General features: G+C 48.0%; 14 protein-coding genes. 10 read left to right on the top strand and 4 right to left on the bottom strand.

Annotation, left to right across the window (positions count from 1 at the left end; translation table 11 throughout):
• Positions 1 to 55: 55 nt before the first annotated feature.
• Both FBF61_RS01375 and FBF61_RS01380 read right to left on the bottom strand, forming a co-directional pair.
• Complete coding sequence (locus tag FBF61_RS01375; protein ID WP_138475373.1) at positions 56 to 328, bottom strand: hypothetical protein; 273 nt, start codon at positions 326 to 328, stop codon at positions 56 to 58.
• Positions 329 to 592: 264 nt separating this feature from the next.
• On the bottom strand, positions 593 to 1,348 hold the full coding sequence (locus FBF61_RS01380; RefSeq protein WP_138475374.1) for an MBL fold metallo-hydrolase: 756 nt from the start codon (positions 1,346 to 1,348) through the stop codon (positions 593 to 595).
• Between the two features lie 225 nt (positions 1,349 to 1,573).
• On the opposite strand from FBF61_RS01380, the gene FBF61_RS01385 reads away from it, so the two are divergent.
• Positions 1,574 to 1,810: a helix-turn-helix domain-containing protein gene (locus FBF61_RS01385; RefSeq protein WP_229214873.1), complete on the top strand. Its 237-nt coding sequence runs from the start codon at positions 1,574 to 1,576 to the stop codon at positions 1,808 to 1,810.
• A gap of 32 nt (positions 1,811 to 1,842) precedes the next feature.
• On the opposite strand, the gene FBF61_RS01390 is transcribed toward FBF61_RS01385, so the two are convergent.
• Entirely contained in the window at positions 1,843 to 2,343 is a 501-nt protein-coding gene (locus FBF61_RS01390) for a DinB family protein (RefSeq protein WP_138475376.1), read from the bottom strand.
• 331 nt (positions 2,344 to 2,674) lie between these two features.
• On the opposite strand from FBF61_RS01390, the gene FBF61_RS01395 reads away from it, so the two are divergent.
• From FBF61_RS01395 to FBF61_RS01420, 6 genes are all read left to right on the top strand, one after another.
• Positions 2,675 to 4,009 carry a sugar porter family MFS transporter gene (locus FBF61_RS01395; RefSeq protein WP_205748209.1) on the top strand — a complete coding sequence of 445 codons (1,335 nt, stop codon included), beginning with the start codon at positions 2,675 to 2,677 and terminating at the stop codon, positions 4,007 to 4,009.
• A 28-nt stretch (positions 4,010 to 4,037) separates the two neighbouring features.
• A complete protein-coding gene (locus tag FBF61_RS01400) occupies positions 4,038 to 4,946 on the top strand; it encodes a carbohydrate kinase family protein (RefSeq protein ID WP_138475378.1) in 909 nt (302 codons plus the stop codon).
• Positions 4,947 to 4,978: 32 nt separating this feature from the next.
• Positions 4,979 to 8,140 carry a SusC/RagA family TonB-linked outer membrane protein gene (locus FBF61_RS01405; RefSeq protein ID WP_138475379.1) on the top strand — a complete coding sequence of 1,054 codons (3,162 nt, stop codon included), beginning with the start codon at positions 4,979 to 4,981 and terminating at the stop codon, positions 8,138 to 8,140.
• 18 nt (positions 8,141 to 8,158) lie between these two features.
• Complete coding sequence (locus FBF61_RS01410; RefSeq protein WP_138475380.1) at positions 8,159 to 9,871, top strand: RagB/SusD family nutrient uptake outer membrane protein; 1,713 nt, start codon at positions 8,159 to 8,161, stop codon at positions 9,869 to 9,871.
• Between the two features lie 120 nt (positions 9,872 to 9,991).
• A complete protein-coding gene (locus FBF61_RS01415) occupies positions 9,992 to 11,506 on the top strand; it encodes a glycoside hydrolase family 32 protein (protein ID WP_138475381.1) in 1,515 nt (504 codons plus the stop codon).
• A 139-nt stretch (positions 11,507 to 11,645) separates the two neighbouring features.
• Positions 11,646 to 14,366 (top strand): substrate-binding domain-containing protein, encoded by a 2,721-nt coding sequence (locus tag FBF61_RS01420; RefSeq protein WP_138475382.1) that lies wholly within the window; start codon positions 11,646 to 11,648, stop codon positions 14,364 to 14,366.
• Positions 14,367 to 14,374: 8 nt separating this feature from the next.
• On the opposite strand, the gene FBF61_RS01425 is transcribed toward FBF61_RS01420, so the two are convergent.
• Positions 14,375 to 15,004 (bottom strand): hypothetical protein, encoded by a 630-nt coding sequence (locus tag FBF61_RS01425; RefSeq protein ID WP_138475383.1) that lies wholly within the window; start codon positions 15,002 to 15,004, stop codon positions 14,375 to 14,377.
• Positions 15,005 to 15,470: 466 nt separating this feature from the next.
• Here FBF61_RS01425 and FBF61_RS01430 point away from each other — a divergent pair, with 466 nt between their 5' ends.
• The 3 genes from FBF61_RS01430 to ccoS all read left to right on the top strand — a co-directional run bounded on the left by FBF61_RS01430 (position 15,471) and on the right by ccoS (position 18,622).
• Positions 15,471 to 15,707 (top strand): hypothetical protein, encoded by a 237-nt coding sequence (locus FBF61_RS01430; RefSeq protein ID WP_138475384.1) that lies wholly within the window; start codon positions 15,471 to 15,473, stop codon positions 15,705 to 15,707.
• A gap of 209 nt (positions 15,708 to 15,916) precedes the next feature.
• The gene (locus FBF61_RS01435) at positions 15,917 to 18,361 is read left to right on the top strand and encodes a heavy metal translocating P-type ATPase (protein ID WP_138475385.1); all 2,445 of its coding nucleotides are present in this window, start codon (positions 15,917 to 15,919) and stop codon (positions 18,359 to 18,361) included.
• A 93-nt stretch (positions 18,362 to 18,454) separates the two neighbouring features.
• Positions 18,455 to 18,622, top strand: a complete 168-nt coding sequence (ccoS, locus tag FBF61_RS01440) for a cbb3-type cytochrome oxidase assembly protein CcoS (RefSeq protein ID WP_138475386.1) — start codon at positions 18,455 to 18,457, stop codon at positions 18,620 to 18,622.
• Positions 18,623 to 18,652 lie beyond the last annotated feature (30 nt).

The raw sequence follows: 18,652 nt of genomic DNA on the forward strand, positions 1-18,652 counted from the left end.
AGAAACCCGTTGCCGCCAGGAACAACCAAAAAATTGCTTTCATTGTGATTGTCGTTTAAGTACCGTTTTGATCTCTGATGTTGGCCATCTGACCTGCTTTTCGGCAAAGGCAGATGTACTGATTAGCAAAGCCGGTTTTGGGAAAATATACCTGTATTGAAAGAAGCTGGCGGTTCGAAGGCGCATTTTCCGGTCTGTTGAGAAATTTGCCCGCTGGGCGAGCAGCGGGGGAGATTTCCGCGCTAAAGTCGGTCAGTGGATCGGGTTTACGCTGCATACCACCGATGCCGATCTCGGCCCGGAACGTCTGTTTTTCGGGTAAAAGCAAGAGGCAATGGTAGCCCTGACCTGTTTGATGACAAGATAATTATTGCCACTTTCAGAACACCATTGCGCCCGATATCCGTATCAATTCCGGCTGAACTGTCTTCGCGGGAGCGTTTGAAAACAGTTTTATTGCCGACAAATATTGCAACGGAAACAGCGGTACCAGCTCTCTGCCGGGTTTTTGGATCTTTTCTAAACCCAACACTTGTCGCGACAATATCCAAATCCGGCTATCCGAAAGCAGGCCCCGCTTTTGAACCTGTCGTCATTTAATGGAATACCAGTCACGCAAACGCACTTCTATGCCGGGGCTGGCGCTGTCGACGATCTTCTTGAATTCTCCTGTGTCGCTCAGCCCGTTGGCTCCGCGATAGTGGTAAGGATAAACGATTTTGGGTCTGAAATCAAGGACCGCAGTAGCGGCCTCTTTCACATCCATAGTGTAAGGAAGGTTCATGCAGACAAATGCAGCGTCGATATTTTTCAATGCCCTCATTTCCGGAATACCGGAAGTATCGCCGCTGATATAGACCGATTTGTCTCCGAATTTCAGAACATAACCATTACCCCTTCCCTTTGTATGACGCGATTCGGCCGATTCGGGCAGGTTGTACATCGGTAGGGCGGTGATGGAAATGTCCAGTTTGCTGATCGTCTGACCATTATTGATCACCACTGCTTTTGATTTCAGTTTATCAGACATCTTTTCCGCCACTGCCTGCGGTACCACAATGGTCGTTTTTGTCAGGTCCAGCGCTTCCAGCGTTGCCGGATCAAAATGGTCCCCATGGATATCTGTGATCACGATAAGATCAGGTGCGGCTATTCCTGCGAAGGTCTTGGTGCCGCCATAAGGATCTGCGTAAATCGTTTTCCCGTTCCAGGTCAGTGCCATAGTGGCGTGATTGAGCGGCTGGATTTTCAACGGACCTTTTGAAGTTTCGAGATTGTCGGCTGCTGGAATCTGCGCCACCGCGGATAAGGAAATGAACAGGAGCAAATAGGAACAGATTGTTTTCATGGATTGGTTATTGGTTAAAATTTTGAGACGAAAATCGCATGTTGTGCGGGCAAATACCCCTGTAGGGCCTGACGTTCATTATTAACCTTCATAAGGTAGATCTTTAAAACCAAAAAACCTGTTAATAATGAAAAAGAGTATGAGGCTCTGTTCGAATGGATTGATGGTCAATTCGATAACAAGCCAGCCCTTGAAAGTCGTGAAGGCAACGATCTGCAAATAGCCGTGCTGCTGATCAAGGCCTATGAGGATATATATCACCACATACCCTCACCAGACCCGATTGACGCGATTAAATTAAAAATGAGTGAAAAAGGGCTAAAAAACAAGGACTTGGTAGAATGGGTTGGTAGCAAAAGCTACGTTTCTGCATTGTTAAATGGGAAAAAGCCGCTGACGCTGAAACTTGCTAAGCTATTCCATGAGAGGCTTGGGATCCCGGCACAAGTATTGCTAAGCTGATATATCTGTCAAATTCAGATCCTCATAATTTTCTAAAAATTCCTTTCATCAGCCGAAGGACCATAAATAGACGGCACTGCGATATCGTTCAGCCGCATATAAACGGTCAGCTGCCCGCGGTGATGTACCCAGTGGTTGATGGTCGACCCCACGCTGTCACCAGTAGGCGTCTCCATTAATACCTGATCCCCGTTTTTGAGGTAAAAAGGCCGTTCAAAAATCTCCGGCGCAACGTTTTTCAGCGACGCGATCGCTTTCTGAAAATTGTCTTCAAAATGGGCCAGCATTTGCTCCGTGTTCTGCGGCTCGATGTGTTGGTACGTCTGAAAATCAATCACGCCGGTTTCGATCGTATGATGAACCCAAAGCGGTATTTCGGCAACCAGCAACGTGAGGTAACCCATCTTCATTGATTTTTCGTGGGGCTTAAATTCATAGGTGGACTCGGGAATCCGTTCCAGGCATTTCTTTGTGGCCGTGTACTCTGCTTCCATCTCTTTGACGTAGGCAGATGCTAAAACATGGTTGCTCATATTTTACAAAGTTTGTTTTGATAAAATTTTATAAAAATGATGCCTGGGAAGTGCTGGGGCAATGCCACGGATGCACGAATGCCCACGAATAATTTCGTGCAAATTCGTGCATCCGTGGCAAAAAAACACAGCCTCAAAAAACCGGTGAAACATTTCTTAAAAAACCCGTAACAAATTTAAAAGTCTGGGAAAAGACAAATTTATTAATTACCTAAAAATCAGACAGTTATCTTAAAAAATACCACCATCTGATTTTTAATTTATTTGGTACGATTTTAAAAACCGCCGTCCGGGATACCAGTTAGTTTCGTCAGAAAATAATTCTGAAATCATGACGAACAAAAAAGTATTTTTCTGGGCCTTCACCGTTGCGCTGGGCGGGTTTTTATTCGGGTTTGACACGGCAGTCATTTCCGGGGCCGAAAAATCCATCCAGCAATTGTGGGGGCTTACCACAGTCGAGCACGGCTTTACAGTTTCCATCGCATTAATCGGAACGGTTTTCGGTTCGCTCACCGGTGCCATCCCCTCCGAACGTTACGGAAGAAAATACACGCTTTTCGCGATAGCCGTACTCTATCTGATATCCTCGGTCGGCACCGCGCTCGCCTCCGACTGGGTTACTTTTTTGATCTTCCGTTTTCTGGGCGGGATCGGTGTTGGCATTTCCTCCGTTACCGCGCCGCTATATATATCCGAAATATCCCCGACCAACTCCCGCGGCCGGCTTGTCGCCATGTTTCAGTTCAATGTAGTGCTGGGAATCCTTATCGCCTACCTCTCCAATTACCTGCTTGTAGGTGCCGGTGAAAACGACTGGCGCTGGATGCTGGGTGTGCAGGCCGTGCCTTCACTGATTTTCCTGGTAACCGTATTGTTCGTCCCCGAAAGTCCGCGCTGGCTTATCGTTAAACGCGGCAAAGTGGAAGAAGCCAGGCGTATACTCACCATCGCAAACAATGGAATGGATGTCAGTTCCATCGTAAATGATATCTTATCATCATCCAACGCACAAAAGGAATCGGGCATTAAATCATCCATTTTTTCATCCCAGTACAAGCTGCCTGTTTTGCTCGCGTTGCTCTTCGCCTTTTTCAATCAGGTATCAGGCATCAATGCGATCATTTATTACGCGCCGCGTATCTTTGAAATGGCTGGTCTGGGCAAAAGCTCTGCACTACTCTCCTCCGCCGGAGTGGGCCTGGTCAACTTTTGCTTTACATTTATCGCTATCAATCTTATAGACCGTTTCGGCAGAAGGACATTGATGTTCATTGGTTCTTTCGGGCTGATCGCCACTTTGGGACTTGTGGCCCAGGCTTTTTATTCAGGAAACCTGGGAGGGTATTCCGTACCCGTGTACCTGTTTATCTATATCGCATTTTTCGCGCTTTCACAAGGTGCGGTGATCTGGGTTTTTATCTCCGAGATATTCCCGAACCAGGTCCGGGCGGCAGGGCAGTCGATGGGCAGTTTTATGCACTGGCTGCTTGCTGCGGTCATCGCCTTCACTTTTCCTTACGTAGCCGAAACGCTGGGAGGCGGCAACACTTTCATGATCTTCTGCGGCATGATGGTCCTCCAGTTGCTTTTTGTCTGGAAAATGATGCCGGAAACCAAAGGGACTTCCCTGGAACAAATCGAAAAAACATTGATCCTTCACTAATAACACGCAACCAAAACCCATCAATAACATGGCACCAAAAGTAACCGTTTTTGGAGAAGTGCTCTGGGACGTGCTCCCCGGCAGTAAGCTGGCCGGCGGCGCACCGATGAACGTTGTCGCTCATCTGCACAACTACGGAATTGAAACCGAATTCATCAGTCGTGTCGGAAATGACGAGCTCGGGGCTGAACTGATGGCGTTCATTCAAAATCAGGGATTGCCCACCGGGCTCATACAAACCGGACAAACGCACCTTACGGGCATCGCCAAAGCCAATATTTCTGATACCAATGAAGTCACCTACAAAATCCTTCATCCGGTAGCCTGGGACTATCTTCAGTTCGAAGAAAAGGCTTTGCAAAAAATAAAAGAAAGCGATTTGTTCGTTTACGGCTCACTTGCCGCGCGGGATGACCTATCGCGGGAAACTTTGCTGACCTATGTTGAAAATGCATCCATGCCGGTATTTGATGTGAACCTCCGGCCTCCGCATTATACCCGCGAGGGCGTATTGCTCCTCATGGAATATGCTTCGGTGGTCAAAATGAATGAACATGAACTGAAAGAAATCACCGGCTGGCTCACCGATTATGAGAATGACCGCCAGGCAATGGCTTTTCTGAAAAAACTGTTCAGGCTGCAAAAGGTCATCCTCACCTGCGGGGCCGACGGTGCCATGGTCCTCACGGAGACAGACGAGTTTTTTAGTCACCCCGGCTTTCGGGTTAAAGTAGCCGACACCATCGGAAGCGGAGATGCGTTTCTTGCAGCTTTTTTATACCAGACACTTCATCAGCAAACTACTCAGGACGCGCTTGAATTTGCCTGTGCAGCAGGGGCTTGCGTAGCTACCCGCCAAGGTGCCCTTCCGGCATTTACCGAAAATGACATCCACCAGATGATCCGTCGCCAACATGCCGGCGAAGCTTTGATCTGACCCACCAGAAACAATTTTTAATCCATCATTTTATGAACAGAAAACTACTGTTGATGGTTATGACCATCCTTTGCTCAGTCTCTACCATCGCCTGGGCGCAAACCAAACAAACCGTGACCGGTACCGTAAAAGGCACCGACGGCGAACTGCTCCCGGGCGTAAGCATTCTCGAAAAGGGTACATCCAATGGTGCCGTGACTGAGATTTCAGGAAAGTATACTATTTCCGTTTCCGCTAACGCCACCCTCGTTTTTTCATACATTGGTATGCAGGCCAAAGAAGTCGAGGTCGGTAACCAGTCTGTAGTGGATGTGGTGCTGGCGGCCGATTCGAAGATCCTGAACGAGGTAGTTGTGGTCGGTTATACCTCTTCCAAAAAAGAGGATCTGACCGGTGCCATTGCCGTGGTGGACCTGACGCCTATCAAGAACATCAGCTCGGGAAATCCGATGCAGGCTTTACAGGGCAGGGTTCCCGGGTTATACATCGAGAAAAACGGTTCGCCAAACGGCGCCAATACCCGGATCCTGATCCGTGGTGCCAACACTTTGGGGAATACCGATCCACTGTACATCATCGACGGTATGCCGACAAAGCGTCCGGATGTAATGCAAAATCTCAATCCGAGTTCCATTGAATCTATCCAGGTTTTGAAAGATGCCTCGGCTTCGTCTATCTACGGATCCCGGGCATCGAACGGGGTAATTATCGTGACGACCAAAAACGGCAGCAATGCCAGCGGGAAAATCTCGATCGACTTCAACAGCAGTATTTCTGCCCAATCTGAAAAATACCAGCGGTACAAGATGGTCAATGCCGCAGACCGCGGCCGGGCACTTTGGCGGGCCTCCGTCAACGACGGCGTCAACCCGGAGGACGGCTACGGCGACTTGTATACTTTCGACTGGAATAAAGACTTTGCTAACCCGGTACTGAACGGCGTTTCCGTCAAACCACTGGTGGGCGGAAATGCCAATATGCCCGCAGGTGACACCGACTGGCAGAAAACGATGTATAAAACAGGCATCGTGACCAACAATGAGATTACAGTTTCGGGAGGTTCCAAAACATCGTCCCTGCAGGTGAATCTTGGATATTACCACAACAATGGTATGCTGAGATTTACCAAATACAGCAGGCTCAGCGGGCGTATCAATGCACTTACCAGCGCTTTTAACAACAGGCTGAAATTCGGGGCCAATGTTCAGATCGCTAATTCCAATGAAACATTGGCCTCGACGGACATCGGCGGCGCGCTGACGCCCGGCCTGGCCGTAACCCTTGCCCCTACCATTCCGGTTTATGCCAAAGACGGGACCTACGGCGGCGCGATCGGCTCGGGCTACTCCGACAGGAACAACCCGCTCCACATGCAGGATATCAACAAATGGGACAATACCAACCGGCAGACCCTATTTGGCAACGTGTTCATGGAGATCGAGCCGGTCAAAAATCTGTTTTTCAAAACGAGCGTCGGGGCCGATAATGCCAATTATCTTTTCAAAAATATCGAACAGTCGTTTGAGGAAGGTTCTTTCGGACGTACCAACAACAGTCTGACACTCGATCAGAACAAATTCCTGAGCCTTACCTGGTCCAATACCGCACGCTACAATCTGGACCTGGGCGAAAACCATTTCAAATTTCTGGTTGGTGTAGAGGCTATTAAAAATGATATCAATTTCCAGGTTGCCCGCAAGGAAGGTTTTGCGGTGCAAACTGAAGACTACTTTGTACTGAGCTCGGGGACCGGAAATACCAACGTGACAGGCACAGGCACCGGAAACAGGTTACTGTCCCAGTTTGGAAGAATTGACTATGGTTTTTCCGACAAATATCTGGCTGCGGTAACGATCCGCAGGGACGGTTCCTCCCGTTTTGGTACACAAAACAGATACGGTATTTTCCCGGCAGCTTCCGTAGGCTGGCGGCTCGATAGGGAAAATTTCCTGAGAGATTCCAAGTTCATCAGTACACTAAAAGTCCGCGCCGGGGTTGGCCGCGTCGGAAACCAGGAAATCGGCGACCTGGCACGTTTCGGATTATATGATACCCGTTATGGGGCAAGGGCATCTCAATATCCCAATGGCCACGACGGCTTTTTCGATCAGTTTTACAACATCGGAACGGCTTATGATCTCGATGGCGTGAATACCGGAAACCTTCCATCGGGCTTCGTATCTACCCAAGGTGAAAATGCGAATTTGAAATGGGAAACCACCGACGAGCTGAACACCGGTATCGATTTCGCATTCCTGGACGGCAGCATACAAGGCTCCATCGATTATTTCACCCGCAAAACCAGCGACATCCTGATCACCCCTCCGGTTGCTTCCGCAGTGGGTGAAGGTCAGCTGAAAGTGGTAAACGGCGCTACCAAAACAAACCACGGCTTTGAACTTTCACTGGGCTATTACGCCAAACCAAAAGGCGACTTTACATATAGCGTACTGGCCGGGCTAAGCCGTTTCAGGGACAAAATCACGGTTTTGCCGGAAGAAGTGAGGTCAGCTTATGCAGGAAATGCAATCAATACCATCCTCGGACATTCGCAATTTGATCTGTTTGGTTATAAAACGGATGGTCTTTTTCAAAACCAGGCCGAAGTGGACGCCGCTCCAAATCAGGTCGGTGCCGGCCCGGGCAGGATACGTTATGTGGATACAAACGGTGATAATGAGATCAATGACCTCGACCGCGTTTTCTTCGGGACTTCACTGCCAGCATTTGAATACAATGTCAGAATTGACGCCGGTTATAAGGCTTTTGACCTTTCTGTATTCGGGTCGGGCATCGCCGGGCGCACGGGTTTCGATTCTTATACTTTTTTCAACAATTTCATTAGAGGCCGGGAAAATGTCGGACCTGGGGTATTCAACGCATGGTCAACGACGAACACAAGCTCAAAGATCCCGGCGCTGTCACTATCTGACGCAAACGGCGAAACCCGCGCTTCGGATTATTTCAACGTTAATACATCCTATTTCAAATTACGGAACATACAGCTGGGTTACACCATCAACGGGGAGGTGACGAGGAAAATCGGCTTGCAGCGGCTGCGTGTGTTTGCGATGGTAGACAATCTTTTCCTGATCAAATCGAAACAATTCCAGGGGCCTGACCCGGAACGTGTGGACATCAATGCGATCCCGGTACCAAGGACGCTCACTGCGGGAATCAATGTATCATTCTAACATTAACCTCTGACGACAATGAAAAATAAATCAACATACAGCTTAATTCTTGCCGGGGTGATGGTACTCACTTCCTCCTGCAAAGATTTCCTCGACTACCAGCCGAAAGGACTTTTATCCTCCGAAAATATACAATCCGTGTCCGGCGCCGAGTCGCTTTCAACCGCTGCCTACGCGGGTATCGGAAACGATGATATGATCGGTCCGATGACCAGCATGTGGGTGTATGGAAGTGTACGTTCCGACGATGCCTACAAGGGTGGCGGCGGTGTGGGCGATGTGGCCGACATCGATTTTTACGAACATTACAACCTTACCCGGCCGCAGCAGGGCATGATGCATCCTTTTACCTGGGAAAATTTTTACAAGGCGATTTCCAGGGCCAATGCTGCACTCAGAAGCTTGAACGTGCTGACGGAAGAGGAGTTTCCGTTAAAGAAAACAAGGCAGGCGGAAATGCGTTTTTTGCGGGGACATTCCCATTTTATGCTGAAAATGCTTTTTAAAAACATTCCTTACATTGACGAAAACCTTTCCAGCGACGATATTCTGAAAGAATCCAACGTGAAATACAAGAATGACGAACTATGGAACAAGATCGGTGAGGATTTCCAGTTTGCGATTGACAATCTGCCGGTTAACCAGGCTCAGATAGGACGCGCCAATAAAATCTCGGCCAGCGCTTATCTTGCCAAACTAAGGCTGTTTCAGGCATATGAACAGGATGATATGCATAAGGTGGTCAATATCAATAAAACACGGTTGCAGGAAGTGGTTAACCTGACCCAGGCGGTGATCAGCTCGGGTAAATATAGTCTGCAACCCGATTTTGCGGAGAATTTTATAGCCGAAACCGAGAATGGCCCGGAATCTGTGTTCGCGATCCAGTATTCCATCAATGATGGTACTGCGGTGGGCAGGCTGAGCTATGTAACAGGTCTCAATTACCCCCACGGCGCGCCTCAGTACGGCTGCTGCGGATTTCACCAGCCAAGCCAAAACCTGGCCAATGCCTACAAAACAGACGAAAACGGGCTGCCTTTTTTCAGCAATTTCAACGAAACCAATGTTGATTTTAAAACCAATACGGTTGACCCCCGTGTAGACCATACCATCGGCATTGACGGACATCCGTATAAATACAACAATGCCCTGCCATTTACCAATAGCTGGATACGGGATCCGGGTGTTTACGGCTTTTTTCACACCATGAAAGAGCAGCAGCTTGCGACAAGTTCATCCTACCACAAAGAAGGCCCGTTCATTGGTTCCTCCAAAAACATTGATATCATCCGCTATGACGATGTTCTGCTGATGCAGGCTGAGGCGTATATTGAACTGGGACAGCAAAACCTGGCTCTCCCGCTGGTGAATCAGATCAGAAAAAGGGCTGCTGCGAGTACGGGCAGGCTGAAAAAGGCGGACGGCACCTTTGCTTCAAAGTATAGCATCAAGGAATATTCCGCCACGGGCTGGACGCAGGAATATGCCCGTAAGGCTCTTCAGTGGGAACGCCGCCTCGAATTCGCGACAGAAAGTCCGAGGTTCTTTGACCTGGTTCGCTGGGGCATTGCAGAACAGACATTGAACGCTTATATTGACAAAGAAAAAACGAGGAGACCGTTTCTGGCAACGGCAAAATTCACTGCCGGACGAGATGAATACCTGCCGATCCCGCAGCGGGAAATCAGTTTTACCAAGGGGCTATATAAGCAGAATCCGGGGTATTAGTGTTTTTTTGCCACGGATACACGAATGGACACTAATCTAAAGCATTCGTGAAAATCCGTGCATCCGTGGCATATCCGACAACACCCGAAAACCAACTTCCAAATACTTACCAACTCAGATATGAACAAAATTATCGGCATTGCTTTTCTATTTGCAGCTATTCTGGGAACGTTTTGTGTACATGCACAGGACATGAAAGAGAAATACCGGCCGCAATTCCATTTTTCGCCCAGGGCAAACTGGATGAACGACCCCAATGGTATGGTTTACCACAATGGTATTTATCATCTCTTTTTCCAGTATTACCCCGATGACAAAATCTGGGGGCCGATGCACTGGGGGCATGCCACGAGCAAAGACATGATCAGCTGGCAAGAACAACCGATCGCACTTTATCCGGATAGCCTGGGCTACATTTTTTCGGGAAGCGCGGTGGCCGATGTGAACAATACTTCCGGGTTCGGAAAAGACGGAAAAGTGCCGCTAATAGCTATTTTCACCCATCATAACCCGGTACTCGAAAAACAGAAAACCGGCAAACACGAATACCAGAGCATAGCGTACAGCCTGGACGATGGTAAAACCTGGACCAAATATGCCGGTAACCCCGTTCTTCAGAATCCCGGAATCAGTGACTTCCGCGACCCCAAAGTGAGATGGTTCGAGCCACAGAAAAAATGGGTACTCACGCTCGCAACCAAAGACCGCATTACTTTTTATTCTTCCCCAGATCTTAAAACCTGGGCGCGGGAAAGTGAATTTGGAGCAGATGCAGGTGCACACGGCGGCGTATGGGAATGCCCGGACCTTTTTCCGATCACCCACAATGGAAAGCAGGTGTGGGTGCTGATCGTCAACATCAACCCCGGCGGACCAAACCTGGGCTCGGCCGGACAATATTTCCTGGGTGATTTTGACGGAAAAGATTTCAAAGCCTATTCCAAAGAGACCAAGTGGCTGGACTTCGGAACGGACAATTATGCCGCTGTCACGTTTTCTAACACCGGTAACCGCATCCTTCTGATGGGCTGGATGAGCAACTGGCAATATGCCAACCAGGTACCTACGCATCCCTGGCGGAGCGCCAACACCATTGCGAGAGAAGTTGGTTTACAAGAGGTTAACAAGGAATTATACCTCACGTCAATGCCTGTAAAAGAGCTGGATGTACTCAACAAGGACGGATTTAAAGAGAAAAACCTGAAAATAAAAGGCCAGTTCGACCTGACACCAAAAACCAAAAACAGCACCGGACTTTTCCGCCTGGATTTCGAGACAAAAAACACAGCCGATTTCTCCATAACACTGGCCAACAAATCGGGGAATGAAGTCATTGTAGGTTATGATAAAGCCGCCAACCAGTATTATATCGACCGTACCAAATCGGGAAAAACGGATTTTGAAAAAGGTTTTGCTAAAAAACACATTGCACCGAGAATATCCCTCGACGGCAACATTTCCATTTCGCTGATTGCCGATGCCGCCTCCGTCGAGCTCTTCGCCGACCAGGGTCTCACCGTCATGACGGACATCTTTTTCCCGGACGCTCCCATGGCACAATTGTTTATCAAGTCCATGTCCGGCATCACCATAGATAACCTTAGCTACACCAGCCTGAAATCAACCATTGAGTAAAATCAGGCTTACAGAAGAATTTTATTTTTAACCTATGATCGAGAAATGAGATACAGGAAGTAATTCCTGTATTTTCATTTATGCACCATTTTTGTATTATATTTAATAATAAAATAAGGATTTGAAGTTTGCCTCATCCATGAGATTTATCCTGATCGTTTGCTGGCTTTTACCACTGCTCTGGAGCTGCTCCGCAAATACGGATGAAAAGTACATCATTGGTTTTTCCCAATGCACCGGCGACGATGAATGGAGGAAGGCCATGCTCGATGGCATGCAGCGGGAGCTTAGTTTTTATCCCAATAGCCATCTCATTTTCAAAGATGCGAAGGCCAGCAGCCAGACGCAGATATCCCAGATCAGAGAGCTGCTGCAAAGCGACATTGACCTCCTGATCGTTTCCCCCAATGAAGCCGAGCCAGTAACGCCTGTGGTGGAGGAAGCTTATAAAAAAGGCATTCCGGTAGTGGTGGTGGACCGGCGCACCGCTTCATCTTATTTCACGGCTTACGTCGGCGGCGACAATTACGAGGTAGGAAAAACAGCCGGACAGTACATAGCCGGCTTACTGAAAGGAAAAGGGAAGATCATCGAGATCACAGGCCTTCCCAAATCTTCCCCCGCATCAGACAGGCACAGGGGGCTCAAAGATGCACTGGTACCTTACCCCGGCATCCGGCATGTAGCAACGCTCAACGGGCAGTGGGAAAAAGACATTGCCAAAGCCGAGCTTTCCAAAATAATCACCGCCCATCCGGATCTTGACCTGGTTTTTGCCCAAAACGAAGTGATGGCGCTGGGCGCGCACGAAATATGTGAGAAAATGCTTCCCGCCCGGAAAGTGAAGATCATTGGCGTAGACGGTCTGCCGGGTAAATTCGGGGATATACAGATGGTGTACGACAAAGTGATCACAGCTACTGCGCTATACCCTACTGGAGGCGAAGAGGCTGTACGGGTAGCGATGAATATCCTGAAAAAACAGCCTTATGAGAAGGAAAACCTGCTGCAGACAGCCATGATCGACTCGTCCAATGTGCGAATGATCAAAATGCAGACGGACAAAATCATGGATCAGCAGAGCGATATCGAACGGCAGCAGGACCGCATCGACGAGCAGCTGGAAATTTACAAAACCCAGCGCAACCTCCTCTACGTGATGACCGGCCTGTTTATCATTTCGATCATTCTCGGGTCGGTAGCTTTGTATTCACTGGTCGAAAACAAAAAGATCAACAGAGAGCTGAATTCCAAAAACGAAGAAATCCTGATCCAGCGGAACAGGATCCAGGATATAGCCGAAAAAGCACAGGAAGCCACAGAGTCCAAGTTCAGGTTTTTCACCAATATATCCCATGAATTCCGCACTCCGCTGACACTGATCATGGGTCCGGTGGAAGAGCTTTTGCAACGTAAAAATGAACATCCGCTGGTCAGAAAAAATCTCTCGCTCGTGCAGAAAAATGCCCAGAGACTGTTGTGGCTTGTAAATCAGCTGATGGATTTCAGAAAGATCGAAAGCGGAAAAATAAGATTGCAGGTTGCAGAGAATGACATAGTCGGCTTCATCAGCGGATTGATGGTACCGTTTGAGTATGTCGCGAAAAAACGGAGAATAGACTTCCGCCTGATCACCAAAATATCGGCATTAAAAGTATGGTTTGATGTAGATATGATCGACAAAGTGCTGTTTAACCTGCTTTCCAATGCATTCAAGTTCACGTCCGATTTCGGGCGTATTTACATATACATTGAACATACCGGCAACGAAGTCCTGATCCGGGTGGAAGATAACGGTTCGGGCATGTCGGAGGCTGATGTCGCGGGGGCTTTTGAAATGTTTTACCAGGGAAATGATGCGATCAAGGGAACCGGGCTTGGGTTGCCGCTGTCGCGGGAATTTGTCGAACTGCACCAGGGTACCATTGAGGCGGGCGGCACAAAAGGGGAAGGCGCGGTTTTCACCTTCCGGCTTCCGCTGGGCAAAGCGCACCTCCGACTGGAAGATATGGCAGATGCATCCCGGAAGCCCGCATCCGAGGTACAATATTTCACTACAAATGATCACAATGATAACCAGGCGCCCCCTGAAAATGCAGAAAGCGGGGCCCCTGCTGTTGTTTTGATCGAAGACAACGAAGATCTGCTTTCATTCCTGCAATCCCTTTTGCAGCCCAAATACCACGTAATAACTGCTGCTGACGGGAAAAACGGATTGGAAAGATGCCTTGATTCTGTACCCGACCTGGTGATCTGCGACGTCATGCTCCCCGAAATGGACGGGTTGAAAATAGCCTCGGCCCTGAAATCTGACCTGCGTACGTCCCATATCCCGGTGATCCTGCTAACGGCAAAAAACAGTACAGAACAACAAATTGAAGGCATGCAAACCGGCGCGGACATGTATATTACCAAGCCTTTCAGCCCGCAGTTCCTGCTCGAAAGCGTCAGAAGCCTGCTCACCAACCGGGCAATCCTGAGGACGTCCCATGTGGGCCAGAACATGGCTGAAAACAGCAACGCAATGTCACGTCTGGATAAGAAATTTTTAAACGACCTCAGGGCCGCGATACTGGCGAGGCTCGCCGATCCCAGTTTGAGCGTGGAGCATCTGGGAAAGGAAATGGGGCTGTCGCGGGTGCAGCTGTTTCGAAAAACGAAGGCACTTCTTGATTTCAGCGTGAACGACCTCATTATCAACATGCGCCTGGAAAAAGCATGCAGCCTTCTGGCGGAATCGGAACTTTCCATTGCGGAAATTGCCGACCAGACCGGTTTCTCTTCCCAAAGTTATTTTTCCACGGTTTTTAAAACAAAATATGCAGTATCTCCTAAAGACTGGAAGGTGAGCATCAGATAACGCCCGGACTATATTTCGGAGTCCTTTTTCGAATCGATTTTAAATACAGAATTCCCGTCCTTTCCGTCGGCCCATTTATAAACAACCTGATGAAACCTGAGGTCATGAATAATCTGATCGATATTTTTCATGAATACTTTCTTGTTCTTCTTGGACTCAAACACTGCACCTTCAAAAGTCAGCACATCCTTTTTGTCCCCTGATAGCGCAATTTCAATGGACTGCTGATGTAAAACATCTTTTTTTGAATTCACGTAATCCTGCCTCAAATCCGGAAATTCCAGCGTCTGTACTTTCAGGATCCTGTCTTTGAGCTTTTCCGTTTCCTGCTTCACCTCTTTATCCTTGCTGTCTTTTACTTCCCCGTACAAAGCCGTGTTGGATTTGTGCCACGAAACCCTGGTCGCGATATCCGCACCATCACTTTTGTCCGCCAGCTCCCGGTCGATATCGATGATCTTGTTCTGTATAAAAAGGAGCATATTTTTATTCGATGCTACATCTATTTCTTTCGGTTTAAATAAATGTATCCCGATACCAACTGCCGCAATAGCGAGCAAAACCAGTACGATATATTTGAATGTATTTCCTTTTTTGTTCTGATAATTCTCCATTTCTATGTAGATAAGTTTTCCCAATCTCTACGTTTTTCTACGAAATTCTCCCCTGAGAACACATTGTAAAAAAAGCGACCCTGAAGCTTTTAGAACAATTGCTACCTCCTCCTACAACACAATGCAATAGAAATAAATAAATTCTATAACCCCGAAATACCAATGACTTATTACGACAAAATCAAACTACATAATGTGCTACAAAGCCTATTAAAGTTTACCGCTTGTACGAACAAGCACTACAAAAATGTGCCCGCTTTACACATCAATTTGTCCGTTTTGTCGCGTCCTTATATATGTATAAAATATTTTTTACGCACATTTGAATCATAGTTGTACAAAGTATTTCTAATATCAGATCAGCCGAAAGACCGTGTACTTAAAAACGATAAGAATTACAACTACAACTTTATAAACGGTTAGTTCACAGATTCGATACCGTATAAATTTGTTTACTCAATTACTTAATACTTAACGTTAGAATTAAATTATGAACAGCACGAGTTATTTCTTCCCGGAGTTTCACTACCCGTTCCCTCATTTAACAAGGTTTCTGCAAGCCGACAAGTTGTTTACGATTTTACTTAAGGACGGCAGCATTACCCATTTTGAACCCTCCAATGTGAGAGAATTCAGAAACTGGCTTACACAGCATCAGATTGAAGATCTTAAAGATTCGAGCAGAAGATTGCGCTCATTTGGCATGATGGCTTTTGGCCTCCAATAAAAAATAAACTCTATCCCTTCTTTCAAAGTACTTTCACATCAGTTTTTTATCAAGTCGCTGATGTAACTCCTGTTCCTGACAACATGGTCACGGAGCAGGAGTTTTTTATTTGCCCCAAAACTGACCAAAGTCATTTTTCTACGGCAGATACGTCATCTTCTCCTACATCCTATTCCCCGAATTTTGAGCCAGGGTTAAACCAATAACTTATGGACGCAATTCAATTACCGGCCGAACCGGTACAGCAGCACCTCTGCTATCACTGCGGGGAGGAATGCCGGGACGAAATAATCCATCTTGACGCGCATGAATTCTGCTGCGACGGCTGCTCGCTGGTGTATGATCTGCTCAAAGAAAACGATTTATGCAGCTACTACAACATCGACGGCGCCCAGGGCATTTCACCCGACAAATCCTATTTTAAAGGAAAATACGATTACCTGGACCTCCCCGACGTGGCCGAAAAGTTGCTGGAATTCACCGATGGAAAACTGTCGCGCGTGAACTGGCTTGTGCCCAAAATGCACTGCAGCTCCTGTATCTGGCTTTTGGAACAGATGCACCGGCTTAATCCGGCGATCCGCAGTTCTGTGGTCAATTTCCCTGAGAAAAAAGTACGTATAACTTACGACGCGCAAAAGATAAGTCTGAGTGAACTGGCTTCATTGCTGACACAGGTAGGCTACGAGCCATATATCAGTCTTAATGATCTGGAAAACAAGCAACTAAGCAAGTGGAACCGCAACAGGTTATATAAAATCGGGATTTCGGGCTTTGCTTTCGGGAATATCATGATGCTGAGCTTCCCGGAGTATTTTCATCTGGGCGAAACCACTTCCGACCGTGAGCTGGGGACGTTATTCAGCCTATTGAACATCGCACTCGCTCTGCCCGTATTCTTTTACTGCGCATCAGATTTTTTCAAATCAGCGTGGGCCGCCCTGAGAGGCCGATACCTGAACATTGACGCACCTATTGCCCTCGCGCTGCTCAGCGTTATGCTCACAAGCCTGTATCAGATTATCTCACAAACCGGGCCCGGTTATCTGGATTCCCTCGCCGGAGCCGTGTTTTTTATGCTGATCGGCAGGTATTTTCAGGATAAAACCTACGCAGGCATCTCTTTCGACCGCGACTACAAATCTTACTTCCCTGTCGCAGTAACAGTGTTAAATAACGGAACGGAGGCCAGGAAGCCTGTTACGGAGCTGGAAAAGCAAGATCGTATCCTGGTCAGGAACGAGGAGCTGATCCCCGCCGACGCTGTTTTGCTGAGTGCCCGCGCCATGATCGACTACAGCTTCGTATCTGGTGAAGCGGTGCCGGTAGAAAGGAAAAAGGGCGATACCATTTATGCGGGCGGCAAACAAACAGGCCCGGCTATTGAGCTGGAAGTACTGCGCCCGGTATCCCAAAGTTATTTGACACAGCTCTGGAACAACGATACTTTTACACGCGAAAAAGAAGACCAGAATCAGACGCTGGCCGCGAAGATCAACCGGTATTTCTCGGTGATCGTGATGGGGATTGCCCTGGTCACATTTCTGATATGGCTGATTAAATTCCACGATCCCGAAACGGCATTTCGCGCTTTTACCACCACCCTGCTTGTGGCATGTCCGTGTGCGCTGCTTTTGTCCTCCACTTTTACGAACGGAAATCTCCTGAGCCTTTTCGGCAAAAACCGCTTTTACCCCAAAAACGCACACGCCATCGAGCGGCTTTCGCATGTTGATGCCGTGGTTTTTGACAAAACCGGCACCATAACCCAATCCAACGAAGCCGAAATACAATTCATAGGACGCGACCTGACGGAGAATGAACTGGTGATGGTGAAAATGCTCGCCATGCAGTCGTCCCACCCGCTTAGCAGGATGCTTGTGAAGAAGCTGGCCGGAATTGTAGCCAGCAAACGGGTCCTGACCGATTTTTCAGAAACCGGCGGCGCCGGGATGCGGGCGTTATGGGGAAAACGCGAAGTAAAGCTCGGCTCGGCCACATGGGTTGGTGCATCGGTTTACGAAGAGTTGCATAGCAATGCATCGCATGTGTATGTCTCCATTGAAGACGAGATCTGTGGTTATTTTGCCATCAAAAGCAAGTACCGCCCCGAGCTTCCTGAAACATTATCCGCTTTGCAAAAAGCAGGTTTTGAGACTTATCTGCTTTCCGGCGACAAGCCAACAGACCAGCATATGCTTACGCCTCTGTTCGGAAAAGAATCAAACCTTCTTTTTCGCCAAACACCGGAAGAAAAGTTAAGGTTTATAGAAAACCTCCAAAACAGCCGAAAAAAGAATGTTTTGATGGTCGGTGATGGTTTGAACGATGCCGGCGCACTTCGGCAGAGCAATGTAGGATTAGCCGTTTCCGATGATATCAACAACTTTTCACCTTCCTGTGATGCCATCGTGGAGGGAAGCCAGCTCGCGCTCCTGCCGGCATATATCAGGCTTGCCAGGTCTGGCCAGCGGATCATCCGTACAAGCTTTGCCATTTCGTTGATTTACAACATCGCCGGGCTTTCTTTCGCGGTTTTCGGCAAGCTTTCACCTGTGATCGCGGCCATCCTCATGCCTGTAAGCACCATAACGATCGTGGCATTTACAACCGTCGCCAGCAATGTAGCTGCCCGGAAATGGATTAAAAACTGACCAATGTCATAAAAAAGCAGGGGGGCAGGTCATCATTACCCCGGGGGCTTGCAGGTAGTTTTGGAATATCAAAAAAGCTAAAACAGATCAGCTATGAGCGCGCTGTATATCATGATTTTTACCAGCCTGCTGGTTGCGCTTGGCTTCCTCGGCGCCTTTATATGGTCGGTCAGAAAAGGACATTATGACGACGATTACACGCCCTCCGTTCGCATCCTGCTGGATGACAATCCGCCCGGCGACACAGACATAAAACCATAATCTTACCTTTCACAAGCACATTTATTCACC

Origin of the sequence: Dyadobacter bucti (genome assembly GCF_005869225.1) — a bacterium.
GTDB lineage: Bacteria > Bacteroidota > Bacteroidia > Cytophagales > Spirosomataceae > Dyadobacter > Dyadobacter bucti.

Coding starts and splice junctions, on each gene's coding strand:
- FBF61_RS01380 (WP_138475374.1), bottom strand. CDS start 1,348: ATGAAAACAATCTGTTCCTATTTGCTCCTGTTCATTTCCTTATCCGCG.
- FBF61_RS01390 (WP_138475376.1), bottom strand. CDS start 2,343: ATGAGCAACCATGTTTTAGCATCTGCCTACGTCAAAGAGATGGAAGCA.
- FBF61_RS01395 (WP_205748209.1), top strand. CDS start 2,675: ATGACGAACAAAAAAGTATTTTTCTGGGCCTTCACCGTTGCGCTGGGC.
- FBF61_RS01400 (WP_138475378.1), top strand. CDS start 4,038: ATGGCACCAAAAGTAACCGTTTTTGGAGAAGTGCTCTGGGACGTGCTC.
- FBF61_RS01405 (WP_138475379.1), top strand. CDS start 4,979: ATGAACAGAAAACTACTGTTGATGGTTATGACCATCCTTTGCTCAGTC.
- FBF61_RS01410 (WP_138475380.1), top strand. CDS start 8,159: ATGAAAAATAAATCAACATACAGCTTAATTCTTGCCGGGGTGATGGTA.
- FBF61_RS01415 (WP_138475381.1), top strand. CDS start 9,992: ATGAACAAAATTATCGGCATTGCTTTTCTATTTGCAGCTATTCTGGGA.
- FBF61_RS01420 (WP_138475382.1), top strand. CDS start 11,646: ATGAGATTTATCCTGATCGTTTGCTGGCTTTTACCACTGCTCTGGAGC.
- FBF61_RS01430 (WP_138475384.1), top strand. CDS start 15,471: ATGAACAGCACGAGTTATTTCTTCCCGGAGTTTCACTACCCGTTCCCT.
- FBF61_RS01435 (WP_138475385.1), top strand. CDS start 15,917: ATGGACGCAATTCAATTACCGGCCGAACCGGTACAGCAGCACCTCTGC.
- ccoS (WP_138475386.1), top strand. CDS start 18,455: ATGAGCGCGCTGTATATCATGATTTTTACCAGCCTGCTGGTTGCGCTT.